This is a genomic window from Tropicibacter sp. S64, from assembly GCF_049803835.1.
Taxonomy (GTDB): domain Bacteria; phylum Pseudomonadota; class Alphaproteobacteria; order Rhodobacterales; family Rhodobacteraceae; genus Pacificoceanicola.
This window is the reverse complement of record NZ_JBNAGK010000001.1, coordinates 1-18,818: the sequence shown is the minus strand read 5'-3', so window position 1 is coordinate 18,818 and position 18,818 is coordinate 1. Positions and strand designations below refer to the sequence as shown.

The following is an 18,818-nucleotide window of genomic DNA, read 5'->3' as shown; positions in this document are numbered from 1 at the left end:
GTCTCTCCTTGGGATACCGATGCGCGGACTATCTGATATTCGCGAGCATCGCGGAATTGCATGAATTTGCAGGTCGTGTATTCATCATTGAATGGATGCGCTGACAAAACTCGACTGGTCCCTGATCCAGAGCTTTCTTGCGGTGGCCGATTGCGGCTCGCTGTCGGAGGCGGCACGCAGGCTTGGCACGTCGCAGCCGACGGTGGGGCGGCAGGTGCAGCGGATCGAGGAGAGCCTTCAGTTGTCGCTGTTCACCCGGCAGGCGCGGGGGCTGGCGCTGAGCGAAGCCGGGCAGGCGCTGTTGCCGCACGCGCGACGGATGGCGGAGGCGCTGCATGCGCTTTCGCTCGCGGCGGCGGGGCGGAGCGACGCGCTGACCGGCACGGTGCGGATCACTGCCAGCGTCTTCACCGCGCATCACCACCTTCCACCGATTCTCGCCAGGCTGCGCATGGAGGAGCCGCAGATCGAGGTGGAACTGGCCGCCTCCGACACATCCGAGAACCTACTCTACCGCGAGGCGGATATCGCCGTGCGGATGTACCGCACGGAACAGCTTGATATCGTGACGAAGCACCTTGGCGACCTGAAGCTGGGGCTCTACGCGGCGAAGAGTTATCTCGACCGCAAGGGCACGCCGAGGACCTTCCCGGACGTGTGGAGCATGGACCTTGTCGGCTACGATCGCTCCGACCTGCTGCTTCGGGGGATGCGCGAGTACGGGATGGAAGCGACGCGGGACTGGTTCGCCACGCGTTGCGATCATCACGCGGTCTATTGGGAGCTGGTGCGGGCGGGCTGCGGGATCGGCATTGCGCAGGCCTGCATGGGCGATCATGACAAAACCGTGGTGCGGCTGTTCCCGGAGGTGCCGCTGCCGGGGCTGCCGGTCTGGCTCGCCGCGCATGAGGCGGTGCGGACGACGCCGCGCATCCGGCGGGTCTGGGATGCGCTGGAAGAGGGGCTGAAAGCGCACCTTTCTTGACCATTTGTCCCGGCTTGGGTAGGCGATTGCGGAAGAGATTTCCCTTAAAAGGACTGCCCCAATGACCAACCCCTCGCTTCTCATCCTGCCCGGCGACGGCATCGGCCCCGAAGTCATGGCCGAAGTCCGCAAGATCATCGACTGGTACGGCGCGAAGCGCGGCCTCACCTTCGACGTGAGCGAGGATCTTGTGGGCGGCTGCGCCTATGACAAGCACGGCACACCGTTGCATGACGACACCATGGCGAAGGCGCAGGAAGTGGACGCGGTGCTGCTCGGCGCCGTGGGCGGTCCGAAGTACGACAAGCTCGACTTCTCGGTGAAGCCGGAGCGCGGCCTCCTGCGTCTGCGCAAGGAGATGGACCTCTATGCGAACCTGCGTCCGGCACAGTGCTTTGACGCGCTGGCGGATTTCTCCTCGCTGAAGAAGGACGTGGTGGCCGGTCTCGACATCATGATCATCCGCGAGCTGACCTCCGGTGTCTACTTCGGCGAGCCGCGCGGCATCATCAAGGAAGGCAACGAGCGCGTGGGCATCAACACCCAGCGCTACACCGAGTCGGAAATCGCCCGCGTGGCGCGCTCGGCCTTCGAGATGGCCCGCAAGCGTGGCAACAAGGTCTGCTCCATGGAGAAGGCCAACGTGATGGAATCCGGCATCCTGTGGCGCGACGTCGTGCAGGAGATCCACGATGCGGAATATCCGGATGTGGAGCTCTCGCACATGTATGCGGACGCCGGCGCGATGCAGCTGACCCGCTGGCCCAAGCAGTTCGACGTGATCGTGACGGACAACCTGTTCGGCGACCTGCTGTCCGACCTCGCGGCCATGCTGACCGGCTCGCTCGGGATGCTTCCCTCCGCCTCGCTTGGTGCGCCGATGGAGAACGGTCGTCCCAAGGCGCTCTACGAGCCGGTGCACGGCTCCGCTCCGGACATTGCGGGGCAAGGCAAGGCCAACCCGATCGCCTGCGTGCTCAGCTTTGCCATGGCGCTGCGCTATTCCTTCGATCAGGGCGACGAGGCGACCCGCCTCGAACAGGCCGTCGAGAAGGTTCTGGCGGACGGCTACCGGACCGCGGACCTGCTCGGCGAAGAAGGCAAGGCGCCGGTCTCGACCTCCGAAATGGGCGACGCCATTGTCGTGGCGCTGGACGCGTCGCTTTGATTTTCCGGCGATGATGCTGAATAGAGACAGTATTTGCCCGTGAGGATCGTTAAAACGCCTTCGAAACAATCGAGGGCGTTTTTTCATGTTTGATTTCAAGGTGTATGCGTTTGCGGCTCTGGCCGCCTTGGCAATGCCGGGGCTCGCGATCGCGGAGGAGTTCAAGGCTCTCTTCCCGGAGATCGCGGCGGATGCGGAGGCGGCGGACTTTATCGGCCTGCTCGACAAGCTCGACTACCAGACCGGCACGGTGACCTTGCAGAACGGTATTGCCACGCTGGAGCAGGGCGACGCGTTCTATTTCCTCGGGCCGAAGGATGCCCGGTATGTTCTGGAGGACCTCTGGGGCAACCCGGAAGACACCACCATACTCGGCATGGTCTTTCCCATCGACGCAACGCCGCTGCACGACACCTGGGGCATGGTTCTGACCTTCGAGGAGATCGGCTTCGTCAAGGACGAGGACGCGGAAGCTTACGACTACGCCGCGCTGCTCAAGGACATGCAGGCGGATACCGAGGCCGAGAACAGCTTCCGGCTGCAGAACGGCTATGAGTCGATCAAGCTGGTCGGCTGGGCCGAGCCGCCGCATTACGACAAGACGGATCGCAAGCTGTATTGGGCCAAAGAGCTGTCTTTCAATGGCTCGACCGGGGACGACAACACGCTGAATTACAACATCCGCGCACTGGGGCGCAAAGGCGTGCTGGTGATGAACGTGGTGAGCGGCATGGGTCAGTTGGGCGAAGTGCAGACGGACGCGCCGAAGCTGCTGGCCATGACCTCCTTCACCGAAGGCAACCGCTATGCCGATTTCAACCCGGATATCGACACGGTCGCCGCCGTGGGGATCGGTGGTCTGATCGCGGGCAAGGTGCTGGCGAAGACCGGGCTGATTGCAACCGGGCTTCTCCTGCTCAAGAAATTCTGGTTCCTGTTGCTGATCCCGCTCGCGGGGCTCAAGCGCTTGTTCGCCCGCAAGGAAAGCTGATCCGGATCGGCCAGAGACCACGGGGGCGGCGCCATCCGGGCCGCCCTTCATCGTCTGGAAAGGGCAAATCGGCTACATATGCCGTCAGAGTCGGCGAATTCATGCGATTGGCACGGAAAACGGGGCTCCCCGCCTTTACTCTCCGACCCGTGCGGATATTTGCTGGACCCAACAAGACAAGGTTCGACTCATGGGACAGAACGCTCAAGGCGCAGGTTTCGCCCTGCTCGCCTTTGGAATCTATGCAACACATGACGTGGTCATCAAGTTCCTGGGGGCGGAGTATTCGCCCTTCCAGGTCATCTTCTTCTCGACGTTGCTGTCGTTTCCGCTGATTTCGTTCATGCTCATGCGGGATGCCACGCAGGGGAACCTGCGGCCGGTACACCCGTGGTGGACCGCGCTCCGGACCGCCTGTGCCGTGATCAACGGCATGTGCGCCTTCTACGCCTTCTCCGTTTTGCCGCTGGCGCAGACCTACGCGATTCTGTTTGCCGCGCCGCTGATCATCACGCTGCTGTCCATTCCCATGCTGGGCGAGAAGGTCGGCATCCATCGCGGCGCGGCGGTGGTCGTCGGGCTGATCGGCGTCATGGTCGTGCTGCGGCCCGGCTCCGCGCCGCTGTCCGCCGGGCATTTCGCCGCCATGGCCTCCGCCGTCTTCGGGGCGACCGCCTCCATCATCGTGCGCAAGATCGGCAACGAGGAGCGCTCCGTCGTGCTGCTGCTCTATCCCATCGCGGCGAACTTCTTCGTCGTGGGGGCCCTGATGATCGCGGTCTACAAGCCGATGCCGATCGAGCATTTCGGCGCGGCGGGGCTGATTTCGGTTCTCGGCTTCATCGCCGGCCTGATCCTGATCATCGCCTATCGCAAGGCGGAGGCGGCGATGGTCGCGCCGATGCAATATTCGCAGATCCTTTGGGCCTCGGCCTATGGCTATTTCATCTTCGGCGAGACCATCGACATGGCCACCTTCATCGGCGCGGGCATCATCATCCTGTCCGGCATCTACATCGTGGCGCGGGAGAGCAGAAAGGGCGACGCGTCGCAGTCGCCGGTGCTCAACAGCCGGGCGCGGCCCTATGGCGCGGCGCTGCGCTTCATGCCGTTCTTTCGGGCAAGAAAAGCGGAAAACTGATCTTGCCAAAGCCGCGCGGTTCGATTACTCCGCGCGGCACGGTCGGGCTGTAGCGCAGTCTGGTAGCGCACCTGCTTCGGGAGCAGGGGGTCGGAGGTTCGAATCCTCTCAGCCCGACCAAGAGTTTCCCCTCTGTATCCACGACTGTCCGGGCATGGCCCAGGAGCATGGCGTCAGGGTTTCAGCACCGGCGCGACCAGATCCGCGATACGGGCGGAGCCTTTGGCTGACGGGTGTATCCGGTCCCCAGCGAAGAGCGACAGGTCATCGGGGGAGAAGACCTCATCCATGTCCACCACCGTCACACCTGGGTCCCGTGCCGCCATCCGTTTCAGGCGCTGTTCGAGCACCTGGTAGGGGCCTTCGCAGGTAGTGCCCGCGTAGCGCGGTGCGGTGTAGTAGTCGGCCCAGACCACCCGGACACCGCGCCCGCGCAAGTCCGCGACAAGCGCCGGGATCGCGCCCGACGCTCCGCTGTCCGAGACCAGCCGGTCGAGCACGGCGTCGCAGCGGGTGCAGTCGCAGCCGCTCAGGTCGTTCGCGCCGCCGTTCAGGACGACAAAGGTCGGGGTCAGCCCGGCAAGCTGGGACGGGATGTTCAAAGCGCCGCGCCCTCCCGCCACCTGCGCCAGCGGCAGGGAGACATCGCCGACCGGCTCGCCAAGTCTCGCCTCCAGCACCCTGGCGACTGACGCGCCCTCGATGCGGTTCCACGCCATGACGGAGTCTCCGGCCACGACGATTCGGGCCGCCTCGGGCACACCGCGCCCGCAGGCGCTCAGCAGAAGCAGGGCGATCAGTACGATACGTGTCATGCCATTCGAGATAAGCCGAGGACGCCCGGGATCAATCGCCGCCGCAGCCTGCGCGCTGGGATCAAAACGGAACCCCGGGCCGGCGGAATGGGTTGGTCCAAGACAGCCCGGGTGCAACCCGCAGGCCTCAACCCCGTCAGAATCATCTCGTCCCCTGCAGATTGGGTTTGAACCCGCCGCCGCTTTGGCGATTTGATCGAGGCAAAGAGGGCGCCCGCCGCCCGGAAGACAGACAGAAAAGGTCCCGCATGTTCAGCAGACGCACCCTGATCGCCAGTTCCCTTGCCGCACTGGCCACTCCGGCCCTTGTCCGACCCGCCCTCGCCGCACCCGGCGACTGGGATGCCTGGGACGCGGAGGTGACGCCGGCGGATTTCAATCTCGAGTCCTCCAATCCCTGGGGACTGCATCCGCGTCTTCTGCCGCGCCGCGTGAAGGCGAATGATGGGTTGACGCCGGGTGACATCCATGTCGACGCGGTGGCCCGCTACCTCTACCACATCGAGGAAGGCGGCACGGCGATGCGCTACGGCGTGGCGATCGGACGGGACGGGCTCTATGAACCGGGCGTCTACACCATCAAGCGCAAGACCAAGTGGCCGGGCTGGACGCCAACGCCGACCATGATCAAGCGCGAGCCGGACAAGTATGCCCGCTGGGAAGAGGGCATGCCTCCGGGGCCGGGCAACGCGCTGGGGTCGCGGGCTCTGTATCTCTATGTCGGCAACCGCGACACCTACCTGCGCATCCACGGCACACCCGCGCCACGCTCCATCGGCACCCGCGCCAGCTCGGGTTGCGTGCGGATGGTCATGGCGCATATCAACACGCTTTACGACGCGGTCGACACCGGCGTGACGGCGTATCTGTATCCGACGGACGGCAGCCGGCTGTAAGGGATCAGCTCTGCGGACGGATGCAGATCGGGTTTCCGGCACTGGTCCGCAGCGGCAGCTGCGTCGTCTCCACTGGACCCTTGTGGGTGTACCAGTAGCAGCCATCGGTCGGATTGATCCGCGCCGTCGTCAGGTCCTGGAACGGCGCGGCAATGGACGAGACGGACTCCGGAACGGTCACGATACCGCCGGTCGGCGCGCCGTCTTCGGCGGGCACGGTCTCGCAGGCGGCAAGACCCAGCAGGGCGAGGGGAAGGGCGAGGAAAGTCAGGGTCCTGGGCATGGTCGGTCCGATCCGGTTAATCCGTGTTTTCCGCACCGTTGCACCGCCGGGCGGTTCCCGCAAGCCCGCCACGATGCACAGGTTATCCGCTATGGCAGACCTGCCGCAGGCGGCGGCGTTCATGATGCTTGCCGGACAGCTTTTCCTGCGCCATAGAAGACGACAGGGCAGGCGATGGCGTCGCCAGCGTGTTTCACGCGCCCACTTACCCATCCTGAACGCCGGGGTTGCTTTTCCGTCGTCGCGGGGAGGGCTCCCCAAGACGACGCATCGAGAAGGAAAGTCCGATGCACCGTCCCGAATTCTACCGCTTTCATCAGGGCGACCGCGTGTTGCCCTTCGCCTCCGAGGAATACGACGCCCGGCTCGCCGAGTTGCGCGAGCGCATGGAAGCGCTTGGCGTGGAGGCCTGCGTCTTCACCTCCATGCACAACATCGCCTATTATTCCGGCTTCCTCTATTGCAGCTTTGGCCGCCCTTACGGACTGGTGGTTACCGAGACCGAGAGCGTCACAATCAGCGCCGGCATCGACGCGGCGCAGCCGTGGCGGCGGTGTCATGGCGACAACATCACCTATACCGACTGGCAGCGGAACAACTACTGGCGGGCGATCCTGTCGGTGACCGGCGAGGGCCGGGTGATCGGCTACGAGGGCGATCACATGACGCTGGTGCAGCGTGATCTGATGGAGGATTTCCTGAAGCCGTCCGTCTCGCTCGATATCGCGCCGACGACCATGCTGCAGCGGATGCACAAGTCCGAGGCGGAGATTGCCCTGATCCGTCATGGTGCGCAGGTGGCCGATGTCGGTGGCTATGCCATCCGGGACGCCATCCGGGAAGGCGTGCGAGAGATCGACGTGGCCATGGCGGGGCGCGATGCGATGGAACTGGAGATCGCGAAGCGCTTTCCGAATGCGGAGTATCGCGACACCTGGGTCTGGTTCCAGTCCGGCATCAACACCGACGGCGCACACAACCCGGTCACGGGGCGGGTGCTGCAGCGGGGTGATATCCTGTCGTTGAATACCTTCCCGATGATCTCTGGCTATTACACCGCTCTGGAGCGGACCTTGTTCGTGGGCGAGGTGGACGACGCGTCCCGTGCGATCTGGGACGCCAACGTCGCCGCACATGAATACGGCATGTCCTTGCTGGTGCCGGGGGCGAAATGCTCGGATGTGACGCAGAAGATCAACGCCTTCTTCGCGGAGCGCGACCTGTTGCAGTATCGCACTTTCGGCTATGGCCATTCCTTCGGCGTGCTGTCCCATTACTACGGGCGCGAGGCGGGTCTGGAACTGCGCGAGGACATCGACACGGTGCTGGAGCCGGGCATGGTGATTTCCATGGAACCGATGCTGACGATCCCGGAGGGCCAGCCGGGGGCGGGCGGTTACCGCGAGCATGACATCCTCGTCATCACCGAGGACGGCAACGAGGATATCACGAAATATCCCTATGGTCCGGACTTCAACGTCGTCGGCTAGGCGGGGGCGATTTCCTGAAAGGAAATCGGTCCGGGATCTTTGAAAGATCCCGGATCCCGCGCTACTGGATCCCGCGCACTTCCCGGACCCAGGCCACGATCAGCTCCCGCGCCTCAGGGTCCATCTGGATGGCGTTGGGCGGCGGCATGGCGTGGCTCAGGCCCGCGTGCAGGTAGATTTGCGAGGCATGGCGGGCGACATCAGCTTCGGTTTCGAGCAGGACATCCTTCGGCGCCCAGCGGATACCCTCGTAAGAGGGCTCGCGGGAATGGCACATGGAGCAGTTGCCGACCACGGCGTAATAGGCGTCCTCGAAGCCCTCCGCAGAGGCGTATTTCTCCTCGTAAGGCGTCAGCGCCCGCGCCTCGGACTCCTCGTAGGTCTCGCCCCCCCGCGCCGTAGACAGCCAGGCGATCACCACCATCAGCAGCACCGTCACGGCCCAGGTCCAGTGCGGCCCGCTTCCGGTCTTGTGCATGGTGTTGAAGTAATGCCGGATGGTCACGCCGGTCAGGAAGATCAGCGAGGCGATGATCCATGAATATTCGGTCGCGAAGGCCAGCGGGTAGTGGTTCGACAACATCAGGAAGACGACGGGCAGGGTCAGGTAGTTGTTGTGGGTCGAGCGCACCTTGGCGATCTTGCCGTACTTGGCATCCGGCGTCCGGCCCGCCTTGAGGTCCGCGACCACGATGCGCTGGTTCGGCATGATCTGGAAGAAGACATTGGCGGTCATGATCGTCGCCGTGAACGCGCCGAGGTGCAGCAGGGCCGCGCGCCCGGTGAAGATCTGGTTGTAGCCCCAGGCCATAATCACCAGCATGAAGAAGAGCAACAGCATGAGCAGCGTCGGCTGTTCGCTCAAGGCCGACTTGCACAGCGCGTCATAGATCAGCCAGCCGATGGTCAGCGAGGCGGCGGAGATCAGGATCGCCTGCCACAGTGCCAGATCGGCCTTCGTCGGGTCGATCAGGAACAACTCCCCGCCGACCCAATAGACGATCATCAGGAGCGCCGCCCCCGAAAGCCATGTCGTATAACTCTGCCACTTGTGCCAGGTCAGGTGCTCGGGCATCCGCGCCGGGGCCACGAGGTATTTCACCGTGTGGTAAAACCCGCCTCCGTGCACCTCCCATTCCTCTCCATATGCCCCGTCCGGCAACGCGTCGTTCGGCTTCAGCATCAGGTCCAGCGCGATGAAATAGAAGGACGCACCGATCCATGCCATGGCGGTGATCACATGCAGCCAGCGGACGCTGAACGCGATCCAGTCCCAGATGATTGCCAGATCGTACATGCGCGGGTCTCCTGAAGCTCTGTCTCGGACGCCAGACTAGGCGACTCCCATTTACTCTGCTATCGCTGGCAAAAGCCAAGCAGCATCAAAAATTTCCGAAGAATGTCCTACATCGACAACATCCGCACCTTCGTTCGTGTCTATGAATTGGGCAGCATGTCCGCTGCCGGGCGCGATCTGCGGATTTCTCCGGCGGTCACGTCTTCTCGAATCTCGCAGCTGGAGGAGCATCTGGGGGTGCGGCTGTTCCAGCGGACGACGCGGAGTCTGACGCCGACGGAGCAGGGCAAGAGTTTCTATCGCGGGGCGACGGACATTCTGGAGGCAATCGAAGGCGCGGAGGCGCAGATTGCCAACATCACGGAGAACCTGCGCGGGTCCTTGTATGTCGCCGCCCCTTTGGGAGTCGGCCGCAGGCTGATCGCGCCACAGGTGCCGGCGTTTCTGGAGGATTACCCGGAGGTCAGCGTTCGGCTCAGACTGACGGACCGGAAGGTAGACCTGACCACCGAGGGGCTCGACCTCGCCTTCTTCCTCGGCCAGCCGGAGGACAGCACCCTGCGCATCCGCAAGATCGCCGATGTCCCGCGCGTGCTTTGCGCCGCGCCGGACTACATCGCGCGGCGGGGTATGCCGGAGAGCGGTGAGGACCTGCTCGATGGCAAGCACGAATGCCTCAGCCTGCGTTTTCCGGGGGCCACAGAGTTCCAATGGCTGCTGAGTACTGAAAACGGACCCAAACGGTTCCGGGTGTCCGGGCGCTATGAGTGTGACGATGGGGATGTGCTGACGGATTGGGCTTTGGCGGGGCAGGGGGTGGCGCTGAAACCGATCTTCGAGATTGCCGACCACCTCGCCTCGGGGGCCTTGGTCCCGGTGGCGACAAAAACCCCGCCGGAGCCGGTCCAGATGGCCTGTCTCTTCACACACCGCCGCAGGCAAGACCCCAAGACGCGGCTGTTCATGGAGTTCATGATCGAACGGATCGCGGGGAAGGTGCGTGGGTAAGGCCCGGTCCGCGTAGCGGCAAACTCTCCGGGATGAGATGCGACCGCAAAAGCGCTGCTTGTGCAGCGAACTTCTAATTCGAGCTGTTTGACCGATGCTGCACAACGCACGAAAGGCTGTTCTTGAGCTTGCCGTATTTCGGGCGCTTGATACCAAGATGTATGGAAACGCCCACCGTCATGCAAAAAACAAAGTTTAAGACTTGGGCCGCCGCAATCTTTGTATGGGCTTTTCTTGGCGTTTGGCTGAGCGGAATGACCGCAGGATTGATGGCCGGAGCGTGTCGGAATGATCGCTATGAGGGAACCAAGAAGCTTCGGTTCTGCAACATTTCACTCGCCGCTGCCGCTTGGATGAAATTCTCATCTCTCGAACGGGCAAAAGGGAGCCGCATCGAACTCGAAAGAGGGATCGCGCTCGCTCAAATTGGAAAACCAGAGAAAGCTGTTGAAGCGTTTGAGAAAGCCTTGCGCGACGCACGGGCAAAGGCGGGACCGTGGGAGCAGGAACTCCACCAACGCATGGTTCAATTGGAAGACCGCAACACGCTTATACTGTGGGTGTCGGTGGTCGAGGCCGACAGATAGAAGGCGCTATCAGCTTTCATGATTTCCAAAGAGGCCGTTTGCGCAGCCTCAGCGAAATAGTGCTTGGTCCGCTTTCCTGCTGTTCAATCACAGACCAGCGAACGGCGGGCTATTGCTCGGACCGTGACGGAAAAAGTGGCACTTTGAAAACGGCGACACGTCTGTTCACGCCGTATCAACTCCCCCGATAGGTGCTCATCCCATAGGGCGAGAGCAGCAGCGGCACATGGTAATGCGCCTCCGGGTCCGACACGCCGAAGCGGATCGGGACTTCGTCAAGGAAGAGGATGTCCCCCTCCACCTGGCCTGACGCGCGCAGGTAGTCCCCGGCGAAGAACACCAATTCGTAGGTCCCGGTCTTGAACCTGCCTTCCGGCAGGATCGGGGAATCCGTGCGGCCATCGGCATTCGTTACTGTCTCTGCCAGCTTTTTGTGCGAATTGCCCGAGACGCGGTAGAGCGCGATCCGGATGCCTTCCGCCGGGCATCCCCGCGCCGTATCAAGAACATGCGTTGTCAGATAGCCGGTCATGGATAAGCTCTCCTGTCATAGCTGCGCCCTTATTAAGCGGTTCCGTCTGACGAGGGCAAAGCACCCGTGCCAGAAGGCTCTTTCAAAAAGAATTTGAAAAACCGCCGGCATTTTCTGGTTTATGAACGGCGCAAGCAGAAGGAAAGTCAAGTGATACGCTACCCCCGTGACATGGCCGGCTATGGCCCGAATATCCCGAACGCGAATTGGCCCGGCGGCGCGAAGATCGCCGTGCAGATCGTGCTGAACTACGAAGAGGGGGGCGAGAACAACATCTTGCACGGCGATGCGGCCTCCGAAGGCTTCCTGTCCGAGATCACCGGCGCGGCGCCCTGGCCGGGGATGCGGCACTGGAACATGGAAACCATCTATGAATACGGCTCGCGGGCCGGGTTCTGGCGGGTGCATTCCCTATTGAAGGACACGCCGATCACCGTCTACGGCGTCGCCACTGCCTTGGCGCGGGCGCCGGAACAGGTGAAGGCGATGAAGGATGCGGGGTGGGAGATCGCCTCACACGGCCTGAAATGGGTCGAGCACAAGGACATGCCCGCCGAGGAGGAGCGCAAGCAGATCCGCGAGGCGATCCGTCTGCACACCGAGGTTGTCGGAGAGCCGCCGCGCGGCTGGTACACCGGGCGCTGTTCGATGAACACCATCCCGCTGGCCGCCGAGGAGGCGGACCTCGCCTATATCGCAGACAGTTATTCCGACGATCTGCCGTACTGGATGGAGGCTGGCGGCAAGCAGCAACTCATCGTGCCTTACACCATGGATTGCAACGACATGCGCTTCGCCATTCAGGCGGGCTACACGCAGGGCGCGGATTTCGAAGCGATGGTGCGCGATGCCTTCGATGTGCTCTATGCCGAGGGGCAGGCAGGCGCGCCAAAGATGATGTCGATTGGCCTGCATTGCCGTCTGATCGGGCGTCCGAGCCGGATGGCCGCCTTGAAGCGGGTCATGGAGTACATGTCCTCGCACGAGGGTGTCTGGTTCGCCACCCGCGAGCAGATCGCCGACCACTGGGCGGCAGAGCATCCCGCGCCGACCGGCCTGCGCCCTTCGCAGATGGACCGCGACACCTTTGTCCGGGAATTCGGCGGCATCTTCGAGCATTCCCCCTGGATTGCCGAAACGGCCCACGCCGGGGAACTCGGGACCTATTCCGACAGCGCGGCGGGTGTGCATAACGCCCTTGCCCGCGTGTTCCGGTCCGCGTCAGAGGAGCAAAGGCTTGGCGTCCTGACGGCCCACCCCGACCTTGCCGGGAAACTCGCCGCCGCCGGGCGGCTGACGGCTGAGTCCACCAATGAGCAGGCCAGCGCCGGGCTGAACCTGCTGACGGACGCGGAACGCGCCAGCTTCACCGACCTGAACGACCGGTACACGGAAAAGTTCGGCTTCCCCTTCATCATCGCGGTGAAGGACAACACCAAGGCTGGCATTCTTGCAGCCTTCCAACGCCGGATCGGGAATGACCGCGCCACGGAATTCGCCGAAGCCTGCAAGCAGGTCGAACGCATCGCCGAACTGCGGCTGATCGAGAAGCTGGGCGCATGAGCCGGATCACGATCCAGCCCCTGACCGCCGAGGCCTTTGCCCCCTTTGGCGAGGTGCTCGATACCAGCGGTGCTCCGGACAAACTCATCAATCAAGGCCTGTGCGGGCGGTATCACGACCGCGCCACGCTCGACTTCACCGATGGCGGCACGGCGGGGATCAGCCTGTTCAAGGCGGAGTTGCGCACGCTGCCCTACACCCTCGACCTGCTGGAACGGCACCCGCTCGGCTCTCAAGCCTTCCTGCCCATGTCCATGGATGCCTTCCTTGTCATCGTCGCCCCGGACGATGGTGGCAAGCCGGGCACGCCGCAGGCCTTCCTGACCGAACCGGGGCAGGGCATCAATTTCCACCGGAACGCCTGGCATGGCGTGCTGACGCCGCTCTCCGGGTCCGGGCTTTTCGCCGTGATCGACCGCATCGGAGCGGGCGACAACCTGGAGGAGCACTGGCTCGACGAGCCGTACACCATCGACACGTGAACAGGGCTGCCGGAGGAGGAGCCGGCACCCGCACAACAGAGAGGACAGAAGAATGACAGACGCTTCCATCGGGACACCGGAGCAACTCCGCGACCCGAATTACACGCCACCGCTGGCCAAGGCGGTACCGCTGGGCATCCAGCATGTCCTCGCCATGTTCGTGTCCAACGTGACGCCCGCGATCATCGTCTGCGGTGCGGCGGGCTTCGGCTTCGGCTCCAACTCGCCCGACTTCCCGCAGATGATCTACATGATCCAGATGTCGATGTTCTTCGCGGGTATCGCCACGCTGTTCCAGTCCATCGGCTTCGGCCCGGTCGGCGCCCGCCTGCCCATCGTGCAGGGCACGTCCTTCGCCTTCATCCCGATCATGATCCCGCTGGTTGCGGGGAAGGGTGTCGAATCCATCGCCGTTCTTATGGGCGGCATCCTCGTCGGCGGCCTGTTCCACGCCTCGCTCGGCTTCTTCATCGGCCGGCTGCGCTTTGCCCTGCCGCCGCTGGTGACCGGCCTGGTCGTCACCATGATCGGCCTCGCGCTGGTCAAGGTCGGCATTCAGTACGCCGCCGGGGGTGTGCCTGCCATTGGCACGCCGGAATACGGCAGCGGCATCAACTGGCTGATGGCCGGGACGGTGATCGTCGTGACGCTGGGGCTGAAGTTTTTCACCAAGGGGATGCTTTCTGTTTCCGCCGTGCTCATCGGCCTGCTGGTCGGATATGCGCTCGCCTTCGTGCTGGGTCAGGTGAATCTTGGGAACGTGGGCCGCGCCGCCAACTTCGCGCTGCCGAACCCGCTGCACTTCGGGCTGGAATTCTCCGTCGCCGCGATCATCGGCTTCTGCGCCATGGGCGTGGTCTCCGCCATCGAAACCGTCGGTGACGTCTCCGGGATCACCAAGGGCGGCGCGGGCCGGGAAGCCACCGATGTCGAGATCCGCGGCGCGACCTTCGCGGATGGTCTCGGCACCGCGGTCTCCGGCCTGTTCGGTGCGTTGCCGAACACCTCGTTCAGCCAGAACGTCGGCCTGATCGCCATGACCGGCGTGATGAGCCGCACTGTGGTGACCATCGGCGGGATCTTCCTGATCGTCTGCGGCCTCGTGCCGAAGATCGGCGCGATCATTTCCTCCGTTCCGATCGAAGTGCTCGGCGGCGGCGTGATCGTGATGTTCGGCATGGTCGTGGCAGCGGGCATCTCGATGCTGTCGGACGTCAACTGGAACCGCCGCAACATGGTGATCTTCGCCATCGCCCTGTCGCTCGGCCTCGGCCTGCAACTGGAGCCGGACGCGCTGCAATACCTGCCCGCCACGGTGAAGGTGCTCGCCACTTCGGGCATCCTGCCTGCGGCCTTCATCGCCATCGTGCTCAACCTCGTCCTGCCGGAGGAGCTGTCGGACGAGGCGACGGAAGAGGTCAACGGCGGCATGGCCGGCCACGGCGCCGGGAGCCTGCCGGGGGAGTGATCCAAGCCTGACCGCAAAACGATAGCCTCCGCCAATGGGCGGAGGCTTTTTTGTGTGCCGGGCTCAGCCTTTGCGGCGACGGCGTTTCAGGCCGAGCGCGCCCAGTCCCGCAAGCAACAGGCCACCCGCCGCCGGAAGCGGCACAGGGCTCACGACGGTCAGGTTGACCGTGTTGCCGTTCAGCGATGCGCTGTAGCTGCCGGGTGTGATGCCGCGCGTGGCATAGCTGTCACTGCCGTAGATAGTCTCGAAGTCCAGCGCGATGACCGGCACCGGCAGGTCGTTGGAATTGGCGGGTAGCATGAGGAAATCCCCGGTGCCAGCGGAGGTGGACAGGAACATGAAGCCAAAGACATCCCCGTCCGAGAAGGTCCCGCCATAGGGCGAGCCGGTGCCGAAGGCGGGGAAGGGGTTGTTGAAATAGTAGAAATCCAGAGCAAACCCGACAAAGCTCCCGATCCCGCCGGACATCAGCCCGCCGCCTGCCGGGTCGATCAGCCCGGCGTTCCCCATGCCGCCGTTGTCGATGGCGAGAGACAGGCCGCTGAAATCGAAGGTCCCGCTGCCCGTGAGCCGGACGCCGCCGGCTTCCTCGGTGATGGTGATGTTGACTGTACCAGCCTGCGCCGTGCTGACGGCGGCGAACGACAGGACTGCCGCGACCAGTGAGCGAATACGTTTCATGAAGAATCCCCCGAATATGCGTTTCGGGCCGCAAGGGTCCACGCGGCCCTAGGGAGAGCGTAGCGCGGTTTTCCGGGATTCCGAAGGCAAACGGGAAAAAAAGGCTGAAAATACGCCTTATCGGGGGCGGTGGATCGGAGTTATCAACCCCGAGTGGCAAGGTGCGGCAATTTGGCGGCGGCGCTGCTCAGAACTCGACCTCGATGGCGATGCCCTGCGCAATGGCGCGGTCCACCACCGCCGAGGCGACGGCCAGATCCTGCAGTCCGACGCCGGTGCCGTCGAACAGCGTGATCTGTCGGTCCGAAACCCGCCCCGGACGCGTGCCGTTGATGACTGCTCCGAGCGGGGTAATGTTCGCCGCGCGGATCAGGCCTTCTGCAACGGCATGTTGCGCCTCGCCGATGGTGACGCTTTGCGCCACTTCATCAGTGAACACCGTGGCCCGCCCCAGCAGCGACGACTCGACCTCCTGCTTGCCGACCGTATCGGTGCCCATGCAGGCGATATGGGTGCCGTCTGACACGTGATCGGCCAGCAGCGACGGCGCAAAGGCGCTGGTGATCGTGACGATCACATCCGCTTCCCGCATCCCCTCCAGCGGGACCGATTCGAACGGGACGCCGGCTTCTTCGGCAACCACCCGCAAACTGTCCAGCCGCGTCGCGCTCCGGTTCCAGGCGATCACCTTTTCGAACGGGCGCTGTTCCAGCGCGGCGCGTAACTGGAACGTCGCCTGGTGCCCCGCGCCGATCATCCCCAGCACCCGCGCGTCCGGTCGTGCCAGATGCCGGATCGACACCGAGGATGCCGCCGCCGTGCGCAGCGCCGTCAACAGGTTGCCCCCGACCATCGCCGTAGGCTGGCCCGTGTCGGGATCGAACAGGAACACCGTCGACTGGTGATTGATCAGCCCCCGGCGGTCCATGTTGTGCGGCCAGTAGCCCCCGGCCTTCAGCCCCAGCACCTGGCCTGCGCCATCGAAGCCGCCCTTGAACCCGTAGAGCGCGTCCTCGTGCCCCAGGGCTTCGCGCACCACGGGAAAGTTGCGCGCCGCCCCCGCCGCCATCGCGGCAAAAACCTGTTCGACGGCGTCGAACGCCGCCTCGCGGGTCATCAGATCGGCGATGACCCGTTCCGGTACGATCCACATGATATGGTGTCCTTCAAACTGCGACGCCCACCCAAGACGTCATCCGGGACCGAGTCCCTGCTTCTTCTTGGTGCAAATACCCCGGGGAGAGCGAGGGGCTGGCCCCTCGCACCCCCTGTCGGCGCTCAATAGGCCTTGCCGCGGGCCGAAACAGGCCAGACGCATTCGACCTTGCCGTTTCGAACACCGACGTACCAGTCGTGGACATTGGCGGTCGGGTCGCAATGACCGGGCACGAGGCGCAGCTTTTCACCCACCTTCAGCACGGCATTCGGATCGGCAATCACACCATGCTCGTCCGAGCATTTGACATATTCCACGTCGTCGCGCCCGTAGATGACCGGCAGGCCGCTGTCGACGGATTGCGCCTTGAGACCGGCGTCGCAGATCGCCTTGTCGGGCTTGGCGTGGCTCATCACGCTGGTCAGGATGAAGAACGCGTTTTCCCATTCGCCCGCGTCGATGCGCTGGCCGTCCTTGTCCAGAATGCGGCCGTAATCCGCGTCCATGAAGGCGTAGGACCCGCATTGCAGTTCGTTATACAGGCCGGAAGTCGACTCGAAGCAATAGGACCCGGTGCCACCACCCGACACCAGATCGGTGTCGATCCCTTCGGCCTTCAGCGCGTCGACCGCGTCCTGCACCTGCGCGATGGCCGCGTCGATCCTGGCCTTGCGCGCGCCGAAATCGTCCATGTGCTGCATCGCGCCCTGATAGGCCTGAATCCCGCGATAAATCAGGTTGCCCGCCGCGACGGCCGCCTTTGCGATCTCGACCACCGCAGGCGTGGTGGTTACGCCGCAGCGCCCCGCGCCGCAGTCGATTTCCACGAAGACGCCAAGGGTCGTGCCTGCCGTGACCGCCGCCGCCGACAGGTCGGCAATATTGGCGACGTCATCCACGCAAACGATCACCTCGCCGCCGCTGATCTTCGGCAGCTGCGCCAGCCGCGCGATCTTGGCCGGGTCGCGCACCTGGTTCGACACGAGGATTTCCTTGATACCCGCGCGGGCAAAGACCTCGGCTTCGGACACTTTCTGGCAGCAGACGCCGATCGCGCCGCCCAGATCCATCTGAAGCTTCAGCACGTCCACCGACTTGTGCATCTTGCCGTGCGCCCGATGGCGCATTCCGTGCGCCTTGGCATAATCGCCCATCTTGCGGACGTTGCGCTCCAGCGCGTCGAGGTCCAGCACCAGCGCGGGGGTCTGGATGTCGGCGGCGTCCATGCCGGGCTTGGCCGGAATGTCATAACCCACCTCGTAGAGGTCGAAATTGGTCAGGTCTTTCATCGGAAATCTCCTCAGCCCATCCAGGGCAATTTATCCAGATCGACGTTTCCGCCGGTGATGATGATGCCCACGCGCTTGCCGCGGAAGGCGTCGGGGTTCTTCAGGATGGTGGCCAGGGGCACCGCGCTCGACGGTTCCATGACGATGCGCAGATGTTTCCAGATCAGCTTCATCGCGTCGACGATTTCCGGATCGGAGGCCGTGTAGATCTCGCTCACGTGGGTCCGGACGAAGTGCCATGTCAGGTCCTTGAGTGGCACCAACAGCCCGTCCGCGATGGTCTTCGGCGCGTCATCGGCGATGATGTGCCCCGCCTTGAAGCTGCGAAACGCGTCGTCCGCCTGTTCCGGTTCCGCCGCGATGACTTGGCATTCGGGGGCGAGCGTCGCCAGCGTCAGGCAGGTGCCCGAGATCATGCCGCCGCCGCCGATCGGCGCGACCACCATGTCCAGCCCGTCGGTCTGCTCCATGAACTCCTTGGAACAGGTGCCCTGCCCCGCGATCACACGCGGATCGTTGTAGGGATGGACGAAGTCGCCGCCTGTCCGGGCCTGCACCTCTGCAAAGGTCGCCTCCCGGCTGCTCGTCGACGGCTCGCATTCCGTGATCACGCCGCCGTAGCGCCGCACCGTGTCCTTCTTGGCCTGCGGCGCGGTGCGCGGCATGACGACGTTGCAGGGAATGCCCCGCAGCATGGCCGCGTAGCTGAGGCAGGACGCATGGTTGCCGCTGGAATGCGTCGCCACGCCCTTGGCCGCCCGCGCGTCGTCCAGCCCGAAGACCGCGTTGCAGGCCCCGCGCACCTTGAAGGCGCCGGGTTCCTGGAAGTTCTCGCATTTGAAGAAAAGCTGACAGCCGGCCAGATCGTTCAGGTAATCCGAGACCCGCACCGGCGTGCGCCGGATATGCGGCTTGATCCGTCCATGCGCGGCAAGCATGTCGTCATAGGTCGGGATGTCCAGAAGGTCCTTCATGCCGCGGCC

19 protein-coding genes and 1 tRNA gene are annotated in these 18,818 nt (G+C 63.9%); 12 read left to right on the top strand and 8 right to left on the bottom strand.

Translation table 11 applies throughout. The features are described 5' to 3' along the window. Window positions 1–91 precede the first annotated feature (91 nt). From ACP159_RS00100 to ACP159_RS00080, 5 genes are all read left to right on the top strand, one after another. Window positions 92–985 carry a LysR family transcriptional regulator gene (locus ACP159_RS00100; protein WP_425097570.1) on the top strand — a complete coding sequence of 298 codons (894 nt, stop codon included), beginning with the start codon at window positions 92–94 and terminating at the stop codon, window positions 983–985. Between the two features lie 61 nt (window positions 986–1,046). Continuing rightward, window positions 1,047–2,153, top strand: coding sequence for a 3-isopropylmalate dehydrogenase (gene leuB, locus ACP159_RS00095; RefSeq protein WP_425097569.1), 1,107 nt, complete (start codon window positions 1,047–1,049; stop codon window positions 2,151–2,153). Between the two features lie 85 nt (window positions 2,154–2,238). Continuing rightward, window positions 2,239–3,144: a DUF2167 domain-containing protein gene (locus ACP159_RS00090; protein WP_425097568.1), complete on the top strand. Its 906-nt coding sequence runs from the start codon at window positions 2,239–2,241 to the stop codon at window positions 3,142–3,144. A gap of 190 nt (window positions 3,145–3,334) precedes the next feature. Further along, window positions 3,335–4,285, top strand: coding sequence for a DMT family transporter (locus ACP159_RS00085; RefSeq protein ID WP_425097567.1), 951 nt, complete (start codon window positions 3,335–3,337; stop codon window positions 4,283–4,285). 43 nt (window positions 4,286–4,328) lie between these two features. Continuing rightward, window positions 4,329–4,405 (top strand) — tRNA-Pro (locus ACP159_RS00080). A gap of 53 nt (window positions 4,406–4,458) precedes the next feature. On the opposite strand, the gene ACP159_RS00075 is transcribed toward ACP159_RS00080, so the two are convergent. Then, window positions 4,459–5,100, bottom strand: a complete 642-nt coding sequence (locus tag ACP159_RS00075; protein ID WP_425097566.1) for an SGNH/GDSL hydrolase family protein — start codon at window positions 5,098–5,100, stop codon at window positions 4,459–4,461. A gap of 248 nt (window positions 5,101–5,348) precedes the next feature. On the opposite strand from ACP159_RS00075, the gene ACP159_RS00070 reads away from it, so the two are divergent. After that, the gene (locus ACP159_RS00070) at window positions 5,349–5,996 is read left to right on the top strand and encodes a L,D-transpeptidase (RefSeq protein ID WP_425097565.1); all 648 of its coding nucleotides are present in this window, start codon (window positions 5,349–5,351) and stop codon (window positions 5,994–5,996) included. A 4-nt stretch (window positions 5,997–6,000) separates the two neighbouring features. Here the strand turns inward: ACP159_RS00070 and ACP159_RS00065 are convergent, their stop codons facing one another. After that, the gene (locus ACP159_RS00065; RefSeq protein ID WP_425097564.1) at window positions 6,001–6,279 is read right to left on the bottom strand and encodes a hypothetical protein; all 279 of its coding nucleotides are present in this window, start codon (window positions 6,277–6,279) and stop codon (window positions 6,001–6,003) included. Between the two features lie 287 nt (window positions 6,280–6,566). Between ACP159_RS00065 and ACP159_RS00060 the strand changes: the two genes are divergently transcribed. Next, the gene (locus tag ACP159_RS00060; protein WP_425097563.1) at window positions 6,567–7,769 is read left to right on the top strand and encodes a M24 family metallopeptidase; all 1,203 of its coding nucleotides are present in this window, start codon (window positions 6,567–6,569) and stop codon (window positions 7,767–7,769) included. Window positions 7,770–7,830: 61 nt separating this feature from the next. Here ACP159_RS00060 and ACP159_RS00055 read toward each other — a convergent pair whose 3' ends face one another. Next, window positions 7,831–9,066, bottom strand: coding sequence for a urate hydroxylase PuuD (locus ACP159_RS00055; RefSeq protein WP_425097562.1), 1,236 nt, complete (start codon window positions 9,064–9,066; stop codon window positions 7,831–7,833). A 102-nt stretch (window positions 9,067–9,168) separates the two neighbouring features. On the opposite strand from ACP159_RS00055, the gene ACP159_RS00050 reads away from it, so the two are divergent. Both ACP159_RS00050 and ACP159_RS00045 read left to right on the top strand, forming a co-directional pair. Further along, a complete protein-coding gene (locus tag ACP159_RS00050; protein WP_425097561.1) occupies window positions 9,169–10,074 on the top strand; it encodes a LysR family transcriptional regulator in 906 nt (301 codons plus the stop codon). Window positions 10,075–10,235: 161 nt separating this feature from the next. Beyond that, window positions 10,236–10,661: a tetratricopeptide repeat protein gene (locus tag ACP159_RS00045; protein WP_425097560.1), complete on the top strand. Its 426-nt coding sequence runs from the start codon at window positions 10,236–10,238 to the stop codon at window positions 10,659–10,661. A gap of 175 nt (window positions 10,662–10,836) precedes the next feature. On the opposite strand, the gene uraH is transcribed toward ACP159_RS00045, so the two are convergent. Then, the gene (gene uraH, locus ACP159_RS00040) at window positions 10,837–11,193 is read right to left on the bottom strand and encodes a hydroxyisourate hydrolase (RefSeq protein ID WP_425097559.1); all 357 of its coding nucleotides are present in this window, start codon (window positions 11,191–11,193) and stop codon (window positions 10,837–10,839) included. Window positions 11,194–11,343: 150 nt separating this feature from the next. Here uraH and puuE point away from each other — a divergent pair, with 150 nt between their 5' ends. The 3 genes from puuE to ACP159_RS00025 are packed head-to-tail and all read left to right on the top strand — an operon-like array spanning window position 11,344 to window position 14,706. Further along, the gene (gene puuE / locus ACP159_RS00035) at window positions 11,344–12,756 is read left to right on the top strand and encodes an allantoinase PuuE (protein ID WP_425097558.1); all 1,413 of its coding nucleotides are present in this window, start codon (window positions 11,344–11,346) and stop codon (window positions 12,754–12,756) included. Beyond that, window positions 12,753–13,238, top strand: a complete 486-nt coding sequence (locus tag ACP159_RS00030; RefSeq protein ID WP_425097557.1) for an ureidoglycolate lyase — start codon at window positions 12,753–12,755, stop codon at window positions 13,236–13,238. The genes puuE and ACP159_RS00030 overlap by 4 nt, the downstream gene beginning before the upstream one ends. Window positions 13,239–13,290: 52 nt before the next feature. Beyond that, the gene (locus ACP159_RS00025) at window positions 13,291–14,706 is read left to right on the top strand and encodes a uracil-xanthine permease family protein (protein WP_425097556.1); all 1,416 of its coding nucleotides are present in this window, start codon (window positions 13,291–13,293) and stop codon (window positions 14,704–14,706) included. Between the two features lie 63 nt (window positions 14,707–14,769). Here ACP159_RS00025 and ACP159_RS00020 read toward each other — a convergent pair whose 3' ends face one another. The 4 genes from ACP159_RS00020 to bhcB all read right to left on the bottom strand — a co-directional run bounded on the left by ACP159_RS00020 (window position 14,770) and on the right by bhcB (window position 18,809). Then, a complete protein-coding gene (locus tag ACP159_RS00020) occupies window positions 14,770–15,390 on the bottom strand; it encodes a VPLPA-CTERM sorting domain-containing protein (RefSeq protein WP_425097555.1) in 621 nt (206 codons plus the stop codon). A gap of 187 nt (window positions 15,391–15,577) precedes the next feature. After that, window positions 15,578–16,543: an iminosuccinate reductase BhcD gene (gene bhcD / locus ACP159_RS00015; protein ID WP_425097554.1), complete on the bottom strand. Its 966-nt coding sequence runs from the start codon at window positions 16,541–16,543 to the stop codon at window positions 15,578–15,580. 125 nt (window positions 16,544–16,668) lie between these two features. Next, a complete protein-coding gene (gene bhcC / locus ACP159_RS00010; protein ID WP_425097552.1) occupies window positions 16,669–17,835 on the bottom strand; it encodes a 3-hydroxy-D-aspartate aldolase BhcC in 1,167 nt (388 codons plus the stop codon). A gap of 11 nt (window positions 17,836–17,846) precedes the next feature. Beyond that, window positions 17,847–18,809 (bottom strand): beta-hydroxyaspartate dehydratase BhcB, encoded by a 963-nt coding sequence (gene bhcB / locus ACP159_RS00005; protein ID WP_425098181.1) that lies wholly within the window; start codon window positions 18,807–18,809, stop codon window positions 17,847–17,849. Window positions 18,810–18,818 lie beyond the last annotated feature (9 nt).

Bases quoted from the DNA above. Each gene is read 5' to 3' on its own strand.
- ACP159_RS00065 (WP_425097564.1), bottom strand. From the start codon at position 6,279: ATGCCCAGGACCCTGACTTTCCTCGCCCTTCCCCTCGCCCTGCTGGGT.
- bhcD (WP_425097554.1), bottom strand. From the start codon at position 16,543: ATGTGGATCGTACCGGAACGGGTCATCGCCGATCTGATGACCCGCGAG.
- leuB (WP_425097569.1), top strand. From the start codon at position 1,047: ATGACCAACCCCTCGCTTCTCATCCTGCCCGGCGACGGCATCGGCCCC.
- ACP159_RS00075 (WP_425097566.1), bottom strand. From the start codon at position 5,100: ATGACACGTATCGTACTGATCGCCCTGCTTCTGCTGAGCGCCTGCGGG.
- ACP159_RS00045 (WP_425097560.1), top strand. From the start codon at position 10,236: ATGGAAACGCCCACCGTCATGCAAAAAACAAAGTTTAAGACTTGGGCC.
- ACP159_RS00050 (WP_425097561.1), top strand. From the start codon at position 9,169: ATGTCCTACATCGACAACATCCGCACCTTCGTTCGTGTCTATGAATTG.
- ACP159_RS00070 (WP_425097565.1), top strand. From the start codon at position 5,349: ATGTTCAGCAGACGCACCCTGATCGCCAGTTCCCTTGCCGCACTGGCC.
- ACP159_RS00055 (WP_425097562.1), bottom strand. From the start codon at position 9,066: ATGTACGATCTGGCAATCATCTGGGACTGGATCGCGTTCAGCGTCCGC.
- ACP159_RS00060 (WP_425097563.1), top strand. From the start codon at position 6,567: ATGCACCGTCCCGAATTCTACCGCTTTCATCAGGGCGACCGCGTGTTG.
- ACP159_RS00085 (WP_425097567.1), top strand. From the start codon at position 3,335: ATGGGACAGAACGCTCAAGGCGCAGGTTTCGCCCTGCTCGCCTTTGGA.
- ACP159_RS00100 (WP_425097570.1), top strand. From the start codon at position 92: ATGGATGCGCTGACAAAACTCGACTGGTCCCTGATCCAGAGCTTTCTT.
- ACP159_RS00030 (WP_425097557.1), top strand. From the start codon at position 12,753: ATGAGCCGGATCACGATCCAGCCCCTGACCGCCGAGGCCTTTGCCCCC.
- ACP159_RS00025 (WP_425097556.1), top strand. From the start codon at position 13,291: ATGACAGACGCTTCCATCGGGACACCGGAGCAACTCCGCGACCCGAAT.
- bhcB (WP_425098181.1), bottom strand. From the start codon at position 18,809: ATGAAGGACCTTCTGGACATCCCGACCTATGACGACATGCTTGCCGCG.
- ACP159_RS00020 (WP_425097555.1), bottom strand. From the start codon at position 15,390: ATGAAACGTATTCGCTCACTGGTCGCGGCAGTCCTGTCGTTCGCCGCC.
- ACP159_RS00090 (WP_425097568.1), top strand. From the start codon at position 2,239: ATGTTTGATTTCAAGGTGTATGCGTTTGCGGCTCTGGCCGCCTTGGCA.
- uraH (WP_425097559.1), bottom strand. From the start codon at position 11,193: ATGACCGGCTATCTGACAACGCATGTTCTTGATACGGCGCGGGGATGC.
- bhcC (WP_425097552.1), bottom strand. From the start codon at position 17,835: ATGAAAGACCTGACCAATTTCGACCTCTACGAGGTGGGTTATGACATT.